The 14,305-nt window shown below is 61.5% G+C and carries 13 protein-coding genes; 6 read left to right on the forward strand and 7 right to left on the reverse strand.

Annotation, left to right across the window (positions count from 1 at the left end; all coding sequences use genetic code 11):
- The first annotated feature begins 19 nt into the window (after positions 1 to 19).
- Positions 20 to 1,891 (forward strand): M48 family metalloprotease, encoded by a 1,872-nt coding sequence (locus tag ACRWA7_RS19320; protein WP_438395531.1) that lies wholly within the window; start codon positions 20 to 22, stop codon positions 1,889 to 1,891.
- Here ACRWA7_RS19320 and ACRWA7_RS19325 read toward each other — a convergent pair.
- The 6 genes from ACRWA7_RS19325 to ACRWA7_RS19350 all read right to left on the reverse strand — a co-directional run bounded on the left by ACRWA7_RS19325 (position 1,888) and on the right by ACRWA7_RS19350 (position 6,959).
- Entirely contained in the window at positions 1,888 to 2,448 is a 561-nt protein-coding gene (locus ACRWA7_RS19325) for a DUF2946 family protein (protein ID WP_438395532.1), read from the reverse strand. The genes ACRWA7_RS19320 and ACRWA7_RS19325 overlap by 4 nt on opposite strands.
- Entirely contained in the window at positions 2,441 to 3,586 is a 1,146-nt protein-coding gene (locus tag ACRWA7_RS19330) for a hydrolase (protein WP_438395534.1), read from the reverse strand. The genes ACRWA7_RS19325 and ACRWA7_RS19330 overlap by 8 nt, the downstream gene beginning before the upstream one ends.
- Before the next feature lie 141 nt (positions 3,587 to 3,727).
- Positions 3,728 to 4,174: a nuclear transport factor 2 family protein gene (locus ACRWA7_RS19335; protein ID WP_060856988.1), complete on the reverse strand. Its 447-nt coding sequence runs from the start codon at positions 4,172 to 4,174 to the stop codon at positions 3,728 to 3,730.
- A 259-nt stretch (positions 4,175 to 4,433) separates the two neighbouring features.
- The gene (gene waaF, locus ACRWA7_RS19340) at positions 4,434 to 5,483 is read right to left on the reverse strand and encodes a lipopolysaccharide heptosyltransferase II (protein ID WP_060856989.1); all 1,050 of its coding nucleotides are present in this window, start codon (positions 5,481 to 5,483) and stop codon (positions 4,434 to 4,436) included.
- A gap of 250 nt (positions 5,484 to 5,733) precedes the next feature.
- On the reverse strand, positions 5,734 to 5,940 hold the full coding sequence (locus tag ACRWA7_RS19345) for a zinc-finger domain-containing protein (RefSeq protein WP_060856990.1): 207 nt from the start codon (positions 5,938 to 5,940) through the stop codon (positions 5,734 to 5,736).
- A gap of 95 nt (positions 5,941 to 6,035) precedes the next feature.
- A complete protein-coding gene (locus ACRWA7_RS19350; RefSeq protein WP_438395537.1) occupies positions 6,036 to 6,959 on the reverse strand; it encodes a branched-chain amino acid transaminase in 924 nt (307 codons plus the stop codon).
- Between the two features lie 352 nt (positions 6,960 to 7,311).
- Here ACRWA7_RS19350 and ACRWA7_RS19355 point away from each other — a divergent pair, with 352 nt between their 5' ends.
- From ACRWA7_RS19355 to pyk, 4 genes are all read left to right on the forward strand, one after another.
- A complete protein-coding gene (locus ACRWA7_RS19355; RefSeq protein ID WP_082850555.1) occupies positions 7,312 to 8,133 on the forward strand; it encodes an AzlC family ABC transporter permease in 822 nt (273 codons plus the stop codon).
- The gene (locus ACRWA7_RS19360; protein WP_060856992.1) at positions 8,130 to 8,453 is read left to right on the forward strand and encodes an AzlD domain-containing protein; all 324 of its coding nucleotides are present in this window, start codon (positions 8,130 to 8,132) and stop codon (positions 8,451 to 8,453) included. The genes ACRWA7_RS19355 and ACRWA7_RS19360 overlap by 4 nt, the downstream gene beginning before the upstream one ends.
- 439 nt (positions 8,454 to 8,892) lie before the next feature.
- Positions 8,893 to 10,083, forward strand: a complete 1,191-nt coding sequence (locus ACRWA7_RS19365; RefSeq protein ID WP_060856994.1) for a phosphoglycerate kinase — start codon at positions 8,893 to 8,895, stop codon at positions 10,081 to 10,083.
- 427 nt (positions 10,084 to 10,510) lie between these two features.
- Positions 10,511 to 11,947: a pyruvate kinase gene (gene pyk / locus ACRWA7_RS19370; RefSeq protein ID WP_060857067.1), complete on the forward strand. Its 1,437-nt coding sequence runs from the start codon at positions 10,511 to 10,513 to the stop codon at positions 11,945 to 11,947.
- Positions 11,948 to 12,495: 548 nt separating this feature from the next.
- Here the strand turns inward: pyk and ACRWA7_RS19375 are convergent.
- Positions 12,496 to 12,771 (reverse strand): hypothetical protein, encoded by a 276-nt coding sequence (locus ACRWA7_RS19375; protein ID WP_438395539.1) that lies wholly within the window; start codon positions 12,769 to 12,771, stop codon positions 12,496 to 12,498.
- A gap of 205 nt (positions 12,772 to 12,976) precedes the next feature.
- Here ACRWA7_RS19375 and fba point away from each other — a divergent pair, with 205 nt between their 5' ends.
- A complete protein-coding gene (fba, locus tag ACRWA7_RS19380; RefSeq protein ID WP_060856995.1) occupies positions 12,977 to 14,041 on the forward strand; it encodes a class II fructose-bisphosphate aldolase in 1,065 nt (354 codons plus the stop codon).
- The last annotated feature ends 264 nt before the right edge of the window (positions 14,042 to 14,305 follow it).

Genomic DNA, 14,305 nt, shown 5'->3' on the forward strand with positions numbered 1-14,305 from the left:
CCGTATAGCAAAGCTTGCCATGCGTCCAAACCGCCTGATCACAGTCGTGTTGTGCCTGACCGTGGGCCTGCCTCACGGCGCTTTCGCACAAACATCGGCACAAATACCGGCGCAAACACAGGCACAAACCGCAGCGGCTTCCAGCGATTCGCTCACCACACCGAGCGCAACCATCGACGCCAACGTCTTCGGCCTCTATGGCGGCGCGGCCGCGCGCTTCGCCAATCGGCCGGGTGAGAAAGCGAGTCTCCAGGCGTCGATGAACGCGCTCCAACTCCCCGATCTCGGCGATGGCTCCGGCGGCGCGCTCACGCCACAAGCCGAACGCCGTCTCGGTGAGCGTCTGATGCGCGATCTACGGCGCGATCCGGATTATCTCGATGACTGGCTCATTCGCGATTACCTGAATTCGATCGCCGCGCGTTTGTCGGCGGCTGCGGCGACGCAGTACATCGGCGGCTATCTGCCGGACTTCGATCTCTTTCCCGTGCGCGATCCGCAGATCAACGCGTTCTCCATGCCCGGCGGTTTTATCGGCGTGAACACGGGGCTGATCGCGACGACCCAGACAGAGTCGGAACTGGCGTCGGTGGTCGGGCACGAGATGGGACACGTGCTGCAGCGGCACATCGCGCGGATGATCGGTTCCAGCGAACGCAGCGGCTACGCGGCGATCGCGGCGATGTTGTTCGGCGTGCTCGCGGGCGTGGTGGCGCACAGCGGCGACCTGGGAATGGGAATCGCGATGGGCGGCCAGGCGTTCGCGCTCGATAACCAGCTGCGCTTTTCACGTTCGGCGGAACACGAAGCGGATCGCGTCGGCTTCCAGATGCTGAGCGCGGCGGGCTACGATCCCTACGCAATGGTCTCGTTTTTCGCCCGGCTCGACCGCACCGCGATGGGCGACAACGGCGTGCCGCCGTATCTGCGCACGCATCCGCTGACGGGCGAGCGCATGGCCGATATGGAGGATCGCGCGCGCCGGGTGGCCTACCGGCAGCCGCAGCAGGATCCGGAATACGGTTTCGTGCGAGCGCGCGCACGCGTGCTGCAGGTCAATTCAACGAGCGAATATCGCGATGTCGCGAGCCGGTTGCGCGCTGAAATCGAGGATCAGACGGCGCTGAACGTGGCCGCGAACTGGTACGGGATCGCGCTCGCGCAGACGCTTCAGCGCGACTACGATGCCGCGAACACATCGCTGGCCGAAACTCGGAAAGTGTTCGACGCGGAATCGGCGCAGGAGGATCGTCTCGTGTCCGGGGAACAGAAGGCGCCGGCTGCCACCAGCAACAATGACAGCGCCATCCCGCCGCCGCTATCAATCGATGTCGCTTCGCCCGCGAGCGCGGCGCTGGCGTCGCTGAATGCCGTGTCGAAATCTCCTGCCAACGTCGTGAACCTGGGCACGGTCGCGGCGAAGCGTCCGCAAGTTCGCAGTTCGCCAAGCCTCGATGTCCTCGCCGCCGATATCGCGCGCCTCGCCGGTCACGACAACGAAGCCATCCATCTCGCCGATATCGCCCAGGCGCGTTGGCCGGCATCGCACGCGGCTATCGAAGCGCATTTGCAGGCGTTGTTATCGGCGCGCCGTTTTGCCGAAGCGCAGGCGCTGGCTCGCCGCGAGACGCGCGATGACCCCAATCAGCCCGACTGGTGGCGATACCTGGCGCAAGCGAGCGCGGGCGCGAACGACCCGATGCAGCAGCATCGCGCGATGGCGGAAAAGCTCGCGCTGGATGGCGCGTGGCCTTCGGCGATCCGGCAGTTGCAGGCCGCGCGCGATCTGAAGAACGCGGGTTTCTACGATTTATCGACGATATCCGCGCGGCTGCGCGACTTCGAGACGCGCTACAAGGAAGAGCGCGAGATGGAAAAGGACGACAGCTAGGCCGCCGCTTTCGCCGCCGGACTGGTGACGAAGCCGAAGCGTCCTGCCACGTCTTTGCGCGAGATGGGCTGCAAAGGCAAATCCACGCTCGGCGCGAAGTGGAAAACGCCACTGTCTTCACTGAATTCCGCGTGCGATGCAAACAGATCGAGGTCATGATCGTGCAAGGCGGCAACACGCGTCGAATCCGAGAAAAGCACATTTCCCTGATCGTCCAGCCACGCTTCGGACGGCTCGAACGCGCCACCCGCGTGATCGGTCAGCTTGAGAGCGCCGTCTGTTGCGGCCAGCCGCACGATCCATGGCGTATAACCCAGTTCCACATACACGCGCTGCGGACCGTTCTGGAAGAACCACTGACCGGTTTCATCGGCGGCGTAATTGCGGTTGATAAAGCCCAGAAGCGCGTCGTGGCGGATGATATCGCCGGGCAAACGGGCTGCTTGCGTGGCGTCGTCGCGCATGCGCCACTGGCCGCGCCGGTCGAGCAGCAGCCAGCCGGTGCAATGCGGGACATTCGGCCATTTGGCCAGCGCCTGCTTGACGATCTCATCCATGCGTGGAATCCGTGTTGGCCGAAGCCGCCGCGACTTGCCGGACATGCGTCTGCAAGTAGCCGAAAACCCGCTGCGACAACCAGTCGATACGTCCCGGAAACGGCCCGGTCATGAATCCGACGTGGCCGCCGTGCGCGGGCTGGTCGAGTGTGACAGCGGCGGATACTTCCGTCACCGATGGCAGCACGCGTCCGGGCAAGAACGGATCGTTGCGCGCGTTCAGCACGAGCGTGGGCGCCGCGATGCGCGGCAAAAACGGCCGCGTGGTGGCGCGGGTCCAATAGTCGTCGGTATCGCGGAAACCGTGGACGGGCGCGGTGACGGCGTTGTCGAATGCATGCATGGTGCGGGCGGCCAGCATGGCGTCGCGGTCGAAGAGGCCGGGGTACTGATCGAGTTTTGCGAGCGCCTTGCTCTTGAGCGTCTTGAGGAAACTGCGGGTGTAGACCATGCCGAATCCCTGCGATATCGCGTGGCCGCCGGCGTGGACGTCGAGCGGCGCGGAGATCGCGGCGGCGGCATCGAGAATGGCGCTCGCGTCCTGTTCCTGCTCGCAAAGCCATCGTAACAACACGTTGCCGCCCAGCGAAACACCCGCCGCGACCACCGGCCCTTTGTGCTGCGCCTTCAGCCGGCGCAGGATCCAGTCGACTTCGGCGCTGTCGGCGAGATGGTAGAAGCGCGGCAGGAGATTCATTGAACCGCTGCAGCTTCGAAAATGCGGCACGACGCCAAGCCAGCCGCGCGCCTGGGCTTCGGCCATCAATACGCGCGCGTAGTGGGAATCCGAACTGCCTTCGAGTCCGTGGAAGAGGACAAAAAGCGGCGCCTGGGGCTGTGATTGCGCGGTATCGGCGGCGTTGCTACCGGCCTTGTCGAGCCAGTCAAGATCGATGAAATCGCCATCCGGCGTGGTCCATCGTTCCCTTCTGTATTCCACCATTGGCCGGCGCGCGAACAACGCGGGCACGATGGTCTGCGCGTGAGCGGTCGGCAGCCATCGCGGCGCCTGGTACAGCAGGTCGACCAACGGATCGACAATCGCATCCACAGCCGAGGGCGTTGAGGGCGCATCACCGTCCGATGCCGTCGCGCGGGCCGGGCCGGGAGCAATGAGGTGAGATGAATCGCGTTTCATGGCGCGCTATAGAACGAGATCGAACTTGAATACCAGCTTGGCCGGAGGTGTAGGCAAGCCCATGAACACCTTCCGGCGAGCATTCCTCAAACCATTCATGGACTTCTCCGCGTTCCAGCGCAACGCGCTGTGAAGGCCGTTTCAATGCAGCGGACCCTGCCCATGACGCATTTTGGCGGCAACCTGACCGGCGGCTTCGTCTGGCATCGCACTCGCGTGGATATGCGCTATGCGCCATTCCCCACGTTCATGAACCATTACATAGGTGCTGAAAACCATCACCGGCGTGCTGCCCGGTTCGGCGGACTGATGTGCTTCCGCGATCGCGTAGACCACGGTGCCAAGGCTGTCGTAGACGCGGATATCGAGCGGCTCCACGGTCACCGGCTGGAGTTCGAGTTGCGCGGCAAGACCTGCGCGAATGCTGTCGAGGCCGCTCAGGTGCGAGCCGTCCGAACAGATGAACGTGGCGAATTCCTCGTCGATCCAGAGCGCCATCACGCTGTCGATATTGCCCTCCGAAACGGCCTGGTAGTAGGCGTTGAGGGTATCGGCGGCAGCTTCGAAGAGGCGGGCAAAACGTGGCATGGCTAGTGGGTCTCTAACGTTCGATGCACGGCGCCCAGTGTTTTGCGGACAAAAGACGCCACGGTTCGGTCAAGTTTCAAAAGCATGCCCCCGCTCGGGTGGCATTGGCGTGTCGGCGCTCGCATGAGGACGGCAACGTGCGCGGCCGATCAATGCAGGCCGTCATGCGTCCCGGCGCTGTGGCTCGATCAGGCGACTTTGACGAAGTTATGTGAAGCGGGCTTTAAAGCGGGCTTCATGCGGCACCAAGCACGCCGCATCAGCCACGCTGCGTCATCAACATGCCGCGCAGATCGCCGAAAACCTGGTCCGCGCCGAGTTCGCGCAGGCAGTTCAGATGACCCAGCGGACACTCGCGGGCAAAGCACGGACTGCATTCGAGGTGCAACCATTGTACCTTTGCGAGGTCGGAGAGGGGCGGCGTGTGGCGCGGGTCGGTCGAGCCGAACACCGCGACCAGCGGGCGGCGCAACGCGGCGGCGACGTGCATCAGGCCGGAATCGTTGGTGACCACGGCGCTTGCACGCGAAATCAGCGCGCACGCTTCGCCCAGCGATGTCTGGCCGCACAGGTTGCGCACGTTCGGCGCGCGGTCGGCGATTGCCTGCGCGATTGGCGCATCTTTCGGCGAGCCGAGCGCCACAATGCGGGCATACGGAAACGACTGCGCGATGAATTGCGCAAGCGATGCAAAATGCTCCGGCGGCCAGCGTTTGGCCGGACCAAACTCCGCGCCGGGACAAAATACAACGAGCGGCGCGCGGGTATCGAGATTGAAGCGCGTGGAGACACGCGCGGCTTCGTTCAGGTCGAGATCGAGACGAGGCACGGGCATGGAAACGGTCGCGTTTTCCTGCAGCCACGGCAGCTTCGCGCCCGGTGCGTAGGCGAGAGCGGCGTACTGGTTGACCATCGGTGGGCGCTGGTCTTTTTGCGGATTCGCATGCCGCACGTTGAGCAGGCCGTATCGGCTTTCGCCCTTGTAGCCCACGCGCAGGTTGATGCCGGCCATCCACGGAATCAGCGCCGACTTGAACGAATTCGGCAGCACATAGGCGGCGTCGTAGCCAACGTCGCGCAGGTCGCTCGCGAGTTGCCACCGGCGCAGCATTTGCAGCTTGCCGTGAGCGAGATCGGTGGCGTAGACATCGTGGATCTCGGGCATGCGCTCCAGCACCGGCGCGACCCAGGCGGGCGCGACGGCGTCGATCACAATGCGCGGATGCAGTTTCTTGAGCAGCGAAAACAGCGGCTGCGCCATCAATGCGTCACCAATCCAGTTCGGGGCGATAACCAACGCGCGACGCATCTATTTAGATTCCAATCTCGAAAATGACGCAGCCTAAGCCGTTAAGCGTTTGCTGGCCGGTACAAATGGGGTGGTTGGCGCCTGGTGCGATGCGCGCCGGACGTCGAGGTAGGCTGTCATGTCCGGGAAAGCCGCCGGACATGACAGCGCGTATGTGCGTGATAAACGATACAGCGTGTCGCCGCCGCGGGTTACTTGTTCCCAGGCCGCCTGCTGAATCTTCGGCCCGCGGCGAGCAAGAGCCGCGTGGTCAGTGACCCTTGATCGTTTCGCCGTCTTTCAGCTTGTAGCGCGTGCCGCAATACGGGCAACGTGCTTCGCCGTGCGAGATATCGAGAAACACGCGCGGGTGCGTGCTCCAGCGCGGCATGTTGGGATTCGGGCAGAACGCCGGCACGTCTTTCGCCGACAACTGCACCAGCGGCATTTCCTTCAGTTCGCTCTTCAGTTCACTCATCAGGAATCTCGTTCGGGTTCGTTTCTACGTTCTATTCTGGGGACGCGGCGAACCGCTTTTACCGCTGGTTCGCCGCCGCACATCATGCGTGATATTTACTTGACCGCCGACAGCCAGTCCGCGTACTTCTCGTTCTTGCCGCTCACGATATCGAAGAAAGCGCTTTGCAGTTTCTCCGTGACCGGCCCGCGCTTGCCTTCGCCGATAGTGCGATTGTCCAGTTCCCGGATTGGCGTGACTTCGGCGGCCGTGCCGGTGAAGAAGGCTTCGTCGCAGGTATAAACCTCGTCGCGGGTGATGCGCTTTTCGATCACCGGAATGCCGAAGTCGCGTGCGAGCGTGATGACCGTGTCGCGCGTGATGCCGTCAAGGCACGACGCCAGATCCGGCGTATAGAGCTTGCCGTTGTTCACCAGGAAGAAGTTTTCGCCGGAGCCTTCGGAGACGTAGCCGTCCACGTCGAGCAGCAGCGCTTCGTCGTAGCCGTCCGTGATGGCTTCCTGATTCGCGAGGATCGAGTTCACGTACCAGCCGGACGCCTTCGCGCGAACCATGGACACGTTCACATGATGACGCGTGAACGATGACGTTTTCACGCGGATGCCCTTCGCAATGCCGTCGTCGCCAAGATAGGCGCCCCACGGCCATGCGGCGATCGCGACGTGAATGGTGTTGCCCTTCGCCGATACCCCGAGCTTCTCCGATCCCACCCAGATGATCGGGCGGATATAGCAGGATTCGAGTTTGTTCACGCCGACCACTTCGAGCTGCGCGGCTTCGAGCGTAACGTGGTCGAACGGGACTTCCATCTGGAAGATCTTGGCGGAATTCAGCAGGCGCCTGGTGTGATCCTTGAGGCGGAAGATCGACGTGCCGTTGCTGGTCTTGTAGGCACGCACGCCCTCGAAAACGCCCATGCCGTAGTGCAGCGTGTGGGTCAGCACATGGATGTTGGCGTCGCGCCAGTCGATCAGCTTGCCATCCATCCAGATCTTGCCGTCGCGGTCGGCCATTGACATACATTTCTCCTGGCGAGTGTTGTGCACGTGTTTGAATGGGTCGCCAGCGCGGTTCCACGAGTGCACGGGAAGCCGGATTTCGATGCAAAACCGGCACGCGGCCAGACGACCAAAGACCGTTATTTTAGCGTCTTTTCGATTAAAAAATGGGCGCTCTCGGCCATTTGGCGCCTTTCACGACGCTATAATTCGCCTTTCGCCATCACGCGATGCGCTCCGGCTGCGCTTCCGGCCGCCGCTCAGGGCGCGGAAAACGCCGTAATGGAAGCGAACCGGCTTGATTTCCGGCGGAATTCAGGCTTTATCGCGGTCCGATCCGTCAGCCGTCGCGCACTCAACCCGCACTCACCTCATGTTCGACCGGCTGTCAGACCTCAATCGACGCGCCTTCATAGACGGCGTCAAAACGCTTTCTCCCGCCGTCCCGGCAACGTTCTCGTGGGGTCTCGTCACCGGTATCGCAATGGCGAAGTCGGTGCTCACCGTGCCGCAGGCGCTCGGCATGTCGCTCGCGGCTTACGCCGGTTCGTCGCAACTTGCTGTGTTGCCGCTCTTCGCCGCAAAGCTGCCGCTCTGGACCATCCTCCTGACCGCCGCCATGGTCAACTTGCGTTTCGTGATTTTCAGCGCGGGCCTCGCGCCGCATTTCGGCTATCTGCCGCTGCGACGCCGCCTCGTGCTCGGCTATTTCAATGGCGACATCATCTATTTGATGTTCTCGAAGCGCAATTTCCCGGTCGGCTATCAGCCTGGCAAGGAGGCGTTCTTCTGGGGCATGGCGGCGACGAGCTGGTCGTCGTGGCAAGTGTCGTCAATCGCGGGAATCCTGCTTGCCAGCCTTTTCCCCGATAACTGGGGTCTCGAACTCGCCGGCACGCTCGCGCTGATTCCGCTCATTGTTTCGGCAATCGCCACGCGCTCCACGCTTGCCGCCGTGGGCGTGGCAAGCGTGATTGCGCTGATTACGCTGGATTTGCCTTATCGGCTGTCGTTGCCTTTGGCGGTCGTCTCGGCCTTGCTGGCCGGAACGTTCGCGGATCTGATGGCGGAGAAGATGGGCGCACGCGCCACGACAAAAGCAGTAACAGGAAGCTTGCCGCCTGAAAACCCGATCACCAGGGTGCCGCCGCGCGCCGCACTCGATGGCTCCAAAAAATCCCGGAGCATCCGATGACCACCGCTCAGGTATGGCTCGCCATTGCGGGCATGGCGCTGATCACTGGCTTCACGCGCGCGCTTTTCCTGATCGGCGGGGAACGCATGATCCTGCCCGAACGCGTGCAGCGTGCATTGCGCTACGCGCCTGCTGCGGCGCTCGTCTCGGTCGTCGTGCCTGACTTGCTTTCCACACCGAACGGACTTTCCATCGCGTTTTCGAACCATGCGCTGTACGCGTCGCTGTGCGGCCTCGCGTGGTTTTTGTGGCGGCGGAGCATGCTCGGGACAATCGTCGTGGGCATGGTCGTGTTTACCGCGTTGCGCTTGTTCGCCTGACCATAAGCAGTACATCGAGAATCGACTCATTGCGATGGTGCGTCGCAGCATGATTTTCTCGGGGCATTGTCGGCTATCCCGAATCCCGGGGATTTGCGTTGGCGGCGTTGGCGGCCGGTGGGTATCGGTTAAAATGGCCTTCTTGCTGTCGTATCCAATGAGGTCGAACGTGTATTCGGCAGTCACCGCTCAAGAGCTTCACCCGCTTCGTTCTCCGTTGCCACGCTTCGCCGTTTCGACGCATCCGTCGCCGGCGCAAGCGGCCGCGCGATTCGCTTCATGTCCCGCACCCGGCTTGCTTGAGCCGTTCGAACGCGAGCACGCCGCGTCAGCTTCAATTTCCCCGTAGCATTCCTCGCGAGCAGCAAGTCCTTGATGCTGGCTTGCAAAGTCAATCGCCCGAACCGCTTTCCCTTCACCCGCTTACGCGCTGACTCCCATGACGAAAGTACTGCGTTTCACCGATTTGATCGCCGAAGGCAAAGTGTCCGGCAAACGTGTTTTCATCCGTGCCGATCTCAACGTGCCGCAAGACGACCAGGGCAACATCACCGAAGACACGCGCGTGCGCGCATCGGTCCCGGCCATACAGAAGGCGCTCGCAGCGGGAGCGGCCGTGATGGTCACCTCGCATCTCGGCCGGCCAACGGAAGGCCAGTTCAAGCCCGAGGACTCGCTCGCGCCGGTTGCCGCGCGTCTTGGCGAACTGCTCGGCCGCGAAGTGCCGCTGGTCGCCGATTGGGTCGACGGCGTGCAGGTCCAGCCAGGCCAGGTCGTGCTGCTCGAGAACTGCCGCTGCAACAAGGGTGAGAAGAAGAACGACGACGCGTTGTCACAGAAGCTCGCCAAACTCTGCGATATCTACGTGAACGACGCGTTTGGCACGGCGCATCGGGCGGAGGCGACCACGCACGGCATCGCGAAATATGCGCCCGTGGCGTGCGCCGGTCCGCTGCTCGCGGCTGAACTCGATGCACTGGGCAAGGCGCTCGGCGAGCCGAAGCGTCCGCTGGTCGCAATCGTTGCGGGATCGAAGGTCTCCACGAAACTCACCATCCTCAAGTCGCTGGCCGAGAAAGTGGACCAGTTGATCGTGGGCGGCGGGATTGCAAACACCTTCATGCTGGCTTCCGGCTTGAAGATCGGCAAGTCGCTGGCGGAAAAGGATCTCGTCGATGAAGCCAAGACCATCATCAGCGAAGCGCGGGCACGCGGGGCATCGGTGCCAATTCCGAGCGACGTTGTGACCGCGAAGGAATTTGCCGCGACCGCGAAGGCGGAAACGAAGGCCGTCGATCAGGTTCAGGACGACGACCTGATCCTCGATATTGGCCCGGACACCGCCAAGGCCCTTGCCGCGCAACTGGAAAAAGCCGGCACGATCGTGTGGAACGGTCCGGTCGGCGTATTCGAATTCGATCAGTTCGGCAACGGCACGAAGACATTGGCGGACGCCATCGCCAACTCGTCGGCGTTCTCGATTGCGGGCGGCGGCGATACGCTCGCCGCCATCCAGAAGTACGGCATCCACGACAAGATTTCCTATATCTCGACGGGCGGCGGCGCGTTCCTGGAATTCCTGGAAGGCAAGACGTTGCCGGCGGTGGAAGTCCTCGAATCGCGGGCTTGATCCAATGACAAAAGCCACGTCGGAGTCGGATAGCGAGCGTTCTGTTTTGGCCGTGGAAGAACTGGCGGAGAAGATGGTGGAAGACGTGGAGGGCAGTGTGGGCGAGGCGGCCCGCCATGCCCGCGCGGCTGAAGCGCTGTCTTCCCCGTCCGCGGAGGACGAGTCCGGCGCGGACGCGCCCAGGCCGAAGCGTACGGCCCGCGCGCCGGCCCGGCGTGGCGGCAAGTTGAAGAAGGAAACGGCGGTCATGATTGGCGGCGCGAGTGCGGCGTCGCTGATTCCGGGCCCCGGGCAGTTATCGAATAGCTATCAAAAAGCGACGCCGGCACGATCCGGCGCGCGTTCGCAGGCGGAGACATTTGTATCCCCGTCGGCACACCGTACTCGCAGCGCTGTTTCAGGCGATACCACCCAGACGAGGAATTCCATGCATCGCGCTACAAAGATTGTCGCCACCATTGGCCCGGCTTCCAGTTCCCCCGAGATCCTGTTGCAGATGATCCAGGCCGGGCTCGACGTGGTCCGTTTCAACTTTTCGCACGGTACTGCCGACGACCATCGCCAGCGTGCGCAATACGTTCGCGACGCAGCGAAGCAATGTGGCCGCGAAGTTGCGCTGATGGCGGACCTGCAAGGCCCGAAGATCCGCGTGGGCAAGTTCGAGAATGGCAAGGTCACGTTGATTGCGGGCAACCCGTTCATTCTCGACGCACGCTGCGAGCTCGGCAACGACGAACGCGTGGGTCTCGACTATCCGGATCTGCCGCGCGATCTGCGTGGCGGCGACGTGCTGTTGCTCAACGACGGCCTGATCGTGCTCGACGTGGTGCGCGTGATTGGCGAAGAGATTCACACGACTGTGAAAGTGGGCGGCGACCTTTCGAACAACAAGGGTATCAACCGGCAGGGCGGCGGTTTGACAGCGCCGGCGTTGACCGAGAAGGACATGGAGGACATCAAGACCGCGATGTCGCTGGGCGCGGATTTTGTGGCGGTATCGTTTCCGAAGAACGCCACGGACATGGAAATGGCGCGGCAACTGGCGAATATTGCGGGCGCGCCTTACGGCATCAAGCCGAAGATGATTGCGAAGATCGAGCGCGCGGAGGCTATTCCGGCGTTGCAGGGGATTCTCGACGCATCCGACGGCATCATGGTTGCCCGTGGCGATCTGGCTGTGGAAGTGGGGAATGCGGCGGTTCCGGCGTTGCAAAAGCGCATGATCCGGATGGCGCGCGAGTCCAACAAGTTTGTGATTACTGCCACGCAGATGATGGAATCGATGATTCACGCGCCGGTGCCCACGCGCGCGGAGGTATCGGATGTGGCGAATGCCGTGCTGGACGGGACGGATGCTGTGATGTTGTCGGCGGAGACGGCCGCGGGGAAATATCCGGTGACGACCATTGAGACGATGGCGGCGATTTGTCTTGAGGCGGAGAAGTCAGAGCAGAGTGAGCTGGACAAGGATTTCCTGGACCGGACGTTCACGCGGATCGATCAATCGATTGCGATGGGCGCGTTGTTCACCGCTTATCACCTGGGTGCGAAGGCGATTGTGGCGCTGACTGAGTCGGGCGCGACGGCGCTCTGGATGTCGCGGCATTGGTCGCATGTGCCGATTTTTGCTTTAACGCCGCGGATTGGTAGTGAGCGCACTATGGCGCTTTATCGGAATGTTACTTCGTTGCACCTGGATACGAACACCGATCGCGATGTTGCGCTTCAGCAGGCGCTGGAAGTGGTTGTTTCCAAAGGGTACGCGGCGCGCGGCGATATGGTGGTCTTGACCGTCGGGGAGCCGATGGGGCAAGCCGGCGGTACCAACGCGATGAAAATTGTCAGGGTGGGAGACCCGTTCTAGGGGCGCTGGCGCTTGGGGTTGGGAGCCTGCTGTTTTTGCTTTCGCGCGGTCCCTGTGCGTTGTTCCTCTTTAGCACTGTTGGCCACTGTCCGTGGCGGGACTTCATTTCTTTTTCCAACGGCGAAAAAGAAACGAAGCAAAGAAAACGCCTTCCAACCGCTAATTCTTAAGTGGACCAAGCGTGCAGTGATATCTGCTTGGGACTTCAAAAGAACCCTCGACGCCATAACCACCAACACCTGAAACCCTCCCCCTCCGAATCCCTACATCCACACGCTTCGCCACCAGCGCTCTCGGGCAAGATCAACCGCCCAAGCGGCGGCGGCCGCCGCCGTCGCCCGTTTTGCGCCGTTGATTGAGAGGCTGGTTGAACTGTTGGTGCTTCGAGTTTTTTGATTTTTTGGGCTTTTGTTATTGCTTATGATGCGAGTGATGGCTGCGCCTGGCTGCCTGGTGGCGAAAAGTGTTCGCTGGTGTGGATTTCCGGATTGATGCCACGAACACTGGTGGCGAAGCGTGTGGATGTAGGGATACGGAGGGGAAGGGTTTCAGGTGTTGGTGGTTATGGCGTCGAGGGTTCTTTTGAAGTCCCAAGCAGATGAAACTGCACGCTTGGTCTCCTTAAGAATTGGCGGTTGGAAGGCGTTTTCTTTGCTTCGTTTCTTTTTCGCCGTTGGAAAAAGAAATGAAGTCCCGCCACGGACAGTGGCTAATAGTGCTAAAGAAATCAGCGAACAGGGAACGTGCGAAGGCATAAAAAGCAGCAACCCGGCATTGACTAAACCCACAAAAATCCAATCCCCAACAAAAACGTAGGCCGCCATGCCAAATGGCACCTCTCCCCGATGAGATTCCCGTAAAAACCTAATCAAAATGCGCCAAACCGTACGCAACCGCGTAAATCACCCTGTAGCCCCGGGCTAAAATATTACAAAACCGGTGCGAGGAAGCAAAAAAAACCAGGCACCGCAGGCAAGAAAAAAGATAAACCAAGACAGAAAAATTCGTTTCATCTTAAGGAGTTAGACAATGCCTCTCGTATCAATGCGACAACTGCTGGATCACGCGGCTGAAAACGGCTACGCGCTCCCGGCGTTCAACGTGAACAACCTTGAGCAGGTCCAGGCCATCATGGCCGCCGCCGACGAAGTCAACGCGCCGGTCATCATGCAAGCCTCGGCGGGTGCGCGGAAATACGCCGGTGAAGCATTCCTGCGCCATCTGATCGAAGCCGCGGTCGAGTCGTATCCGCACATCCCGGTCGTCATGCACCAGGACCACGGCCAGTCGCCCGCAGTCTGCATGGCCGCAATCCGTAGCGGTTTCACCAGCGTGATGATGGACGGCTCCCTCGAAGCCGACGGCAAAAGCGTCGCATCGTACGAGTACAACGTCGACGTGTCCCGCAAAGTGGTCGAAGCGGCGCACTCCATCGGCGTGACAGTGGAAGCCGAACTCGGCGTGCTCGGCTCGCTCGAAACCATGAAGGGCGACAAGGAAGACGGCCACGGCGCCGAAGGCACCATGACCCGCGAGCAACTGCTCACCGACGTCGAACAAGCCGCCGACTTCGTGAAAAAAACCCAGTGCGATGCGCTGGCAATCGCCATCGGCACGTCGCACGGCGCGTACAAATTCACCAAGAAACCGACAGGCGATATCCTCGCCATCGAACGCATCAAGGAAATTCACCAGCGCATTCCGAACACGCACCTGGTCATGCACGGTTCGTCGTCGGTGCCGCAGGATCTGCTGGCCGAGATCCGCGAATTTGGCGGCGACATGAAAGAAACCTATGGCGTGCCGGTCGAGGAAATCCAGGAAGGCATTCGTCACGGCGTGCGCAAGGTGAATATCGATACCGACCTGCGTCTTGCGATCACGGGCGCGATCCGCCGCTATTTCGGCGAAAATCCGTCGAAATTCGATCCGCGCGACTACCTGAAACCCGCACGCGAAGCCGCGAAGAAAATCTGTCTCGAACGCTACGTCCAGTTCGGCTGCGAAGGCCAGGCAAGCAAGATCAAGCCCGTTCCGCTCGACAAGATCGCCGAAAAGTACAAGTCCGGCGAACTGGCCCAGATCGTCAAGTAAGCGCATTTCAAGGCGGTTCGCCCAGAGTAAATTCGAGACAACCGCCGGACGCGTTTACAATGGCGCTGGATCGCGGTCGAGCGCCGGTTTTTCCGGCCGGCGTCGAACGTACAATCGATGAATACCAAGGCTGATCCGCCGCAAGCCGGAACCAGCCGACACAACCCGCCGTTCCCGCAAGCCTCGGGGAACGGCGCGTTGGTTTTTTCGTTTATTTTTTGCTCTTTCTCTGCGTTTCTCTTTTTAGCCAGACGTTGCAGCACT

Source organism: Caballeronia sp. DA-9 (genome assembly GCF_051615025.1).
Lineage (GTDB): Bacteria > Pseudomonadota > Gammaproteobacteria > Burkholderiales > Burkholderiaceae > Caballeronia > Caballeronia sordidicola.

Coding starts and splice junctions, on each gene's coding strand:
- ACRWA7_RS19345 (WP_060856990.1), bottom strand. CDS start 5,940: ATGAGTGAACTGAAGAGCGAACTGAAGGAAATGCCGCTGGTGCAGTTG.
- ACRWA7_RS19355 (WP_082850555.1), top strand. CDS start 7,312: ATGTTCGACCGGCTGTCAGACCTCAATCGACGCGCCTTCATAGACGGC.
- ACRWA7_RS19335 (WP_060856988.1), bottom strand. CDS start 4,174: ATGCCACGTTTTGCCCGCCTCTTCGAAGCTGCCGCCGATACCCTCAAC.
- ACRWA7_RS19360 (WP_060856992.1), top strand. CDS start 8,130: ATGACCACCGCTCAGGTATGGCTCGCCATTGCGGGCATGGCGCTGATC.
- waaF (WP_060856989.1), bottom strand. CDS start 5,483: ATGCGTCGCGCGTTGGTTATCGCCCCGAACTGGATTGGTGACGCATTG.
- ACRWA7_RS19350 (WP_438395537.1), bottom strand. CDS start 6,959: ATGTCAATGGCCGACCGCGACGGCAAGATCTGGATGGATGGCAAGCTG.
- ACRWA7_RS19320 (WP_438395531.1), top strand. CDS start 20: ATGCGTCCAAACCGCCTGATCACAGTCGTGTTGTGCCTGACCGTGGGC.
- pyk (WP_060857067.1), top strand. CDS start 10,511: ATGCATCGCGCTACAAAGATTGTCGCCACCATTGGCCCGGCTTCCAGT.
- ACRWA7_RS19325 (WP_438395532.1), bottom strand. CDS start 2,448: ATGGATGAGATCGTCAAGCAGGCGCTGGCCAAATGGCCGAATGTCCCG.
- ACRWA7_RS19365 (WP_060856994.1), top strand. CDS start 8,893: ATGACGAAAGTACTGCGTTTCACCGATTTGATCGCCGAAGGCAAAGTG.
- ACRWA7_RS19375 (WP_438395539.1), bottom strand. CDS start 12,771: ATGGCGGCCTACGTTTTTGTTGGGGATTGGATTTTTGTGGGTTTAGTC.
- ACRWA7_RS19330 (WP_438395534.1), bottom strand. CDS start 3,586: ATGAAACGCGATTCATCTCACCTCATTGCTCCCGGCCCGGCCCGCGCG.
- fba (WP_060856995.1), top strand. CDS start 12,977: ATGCCTCTCGTATCAATGCGACAACTGCTGGATCACGCGGCTGAAAAC.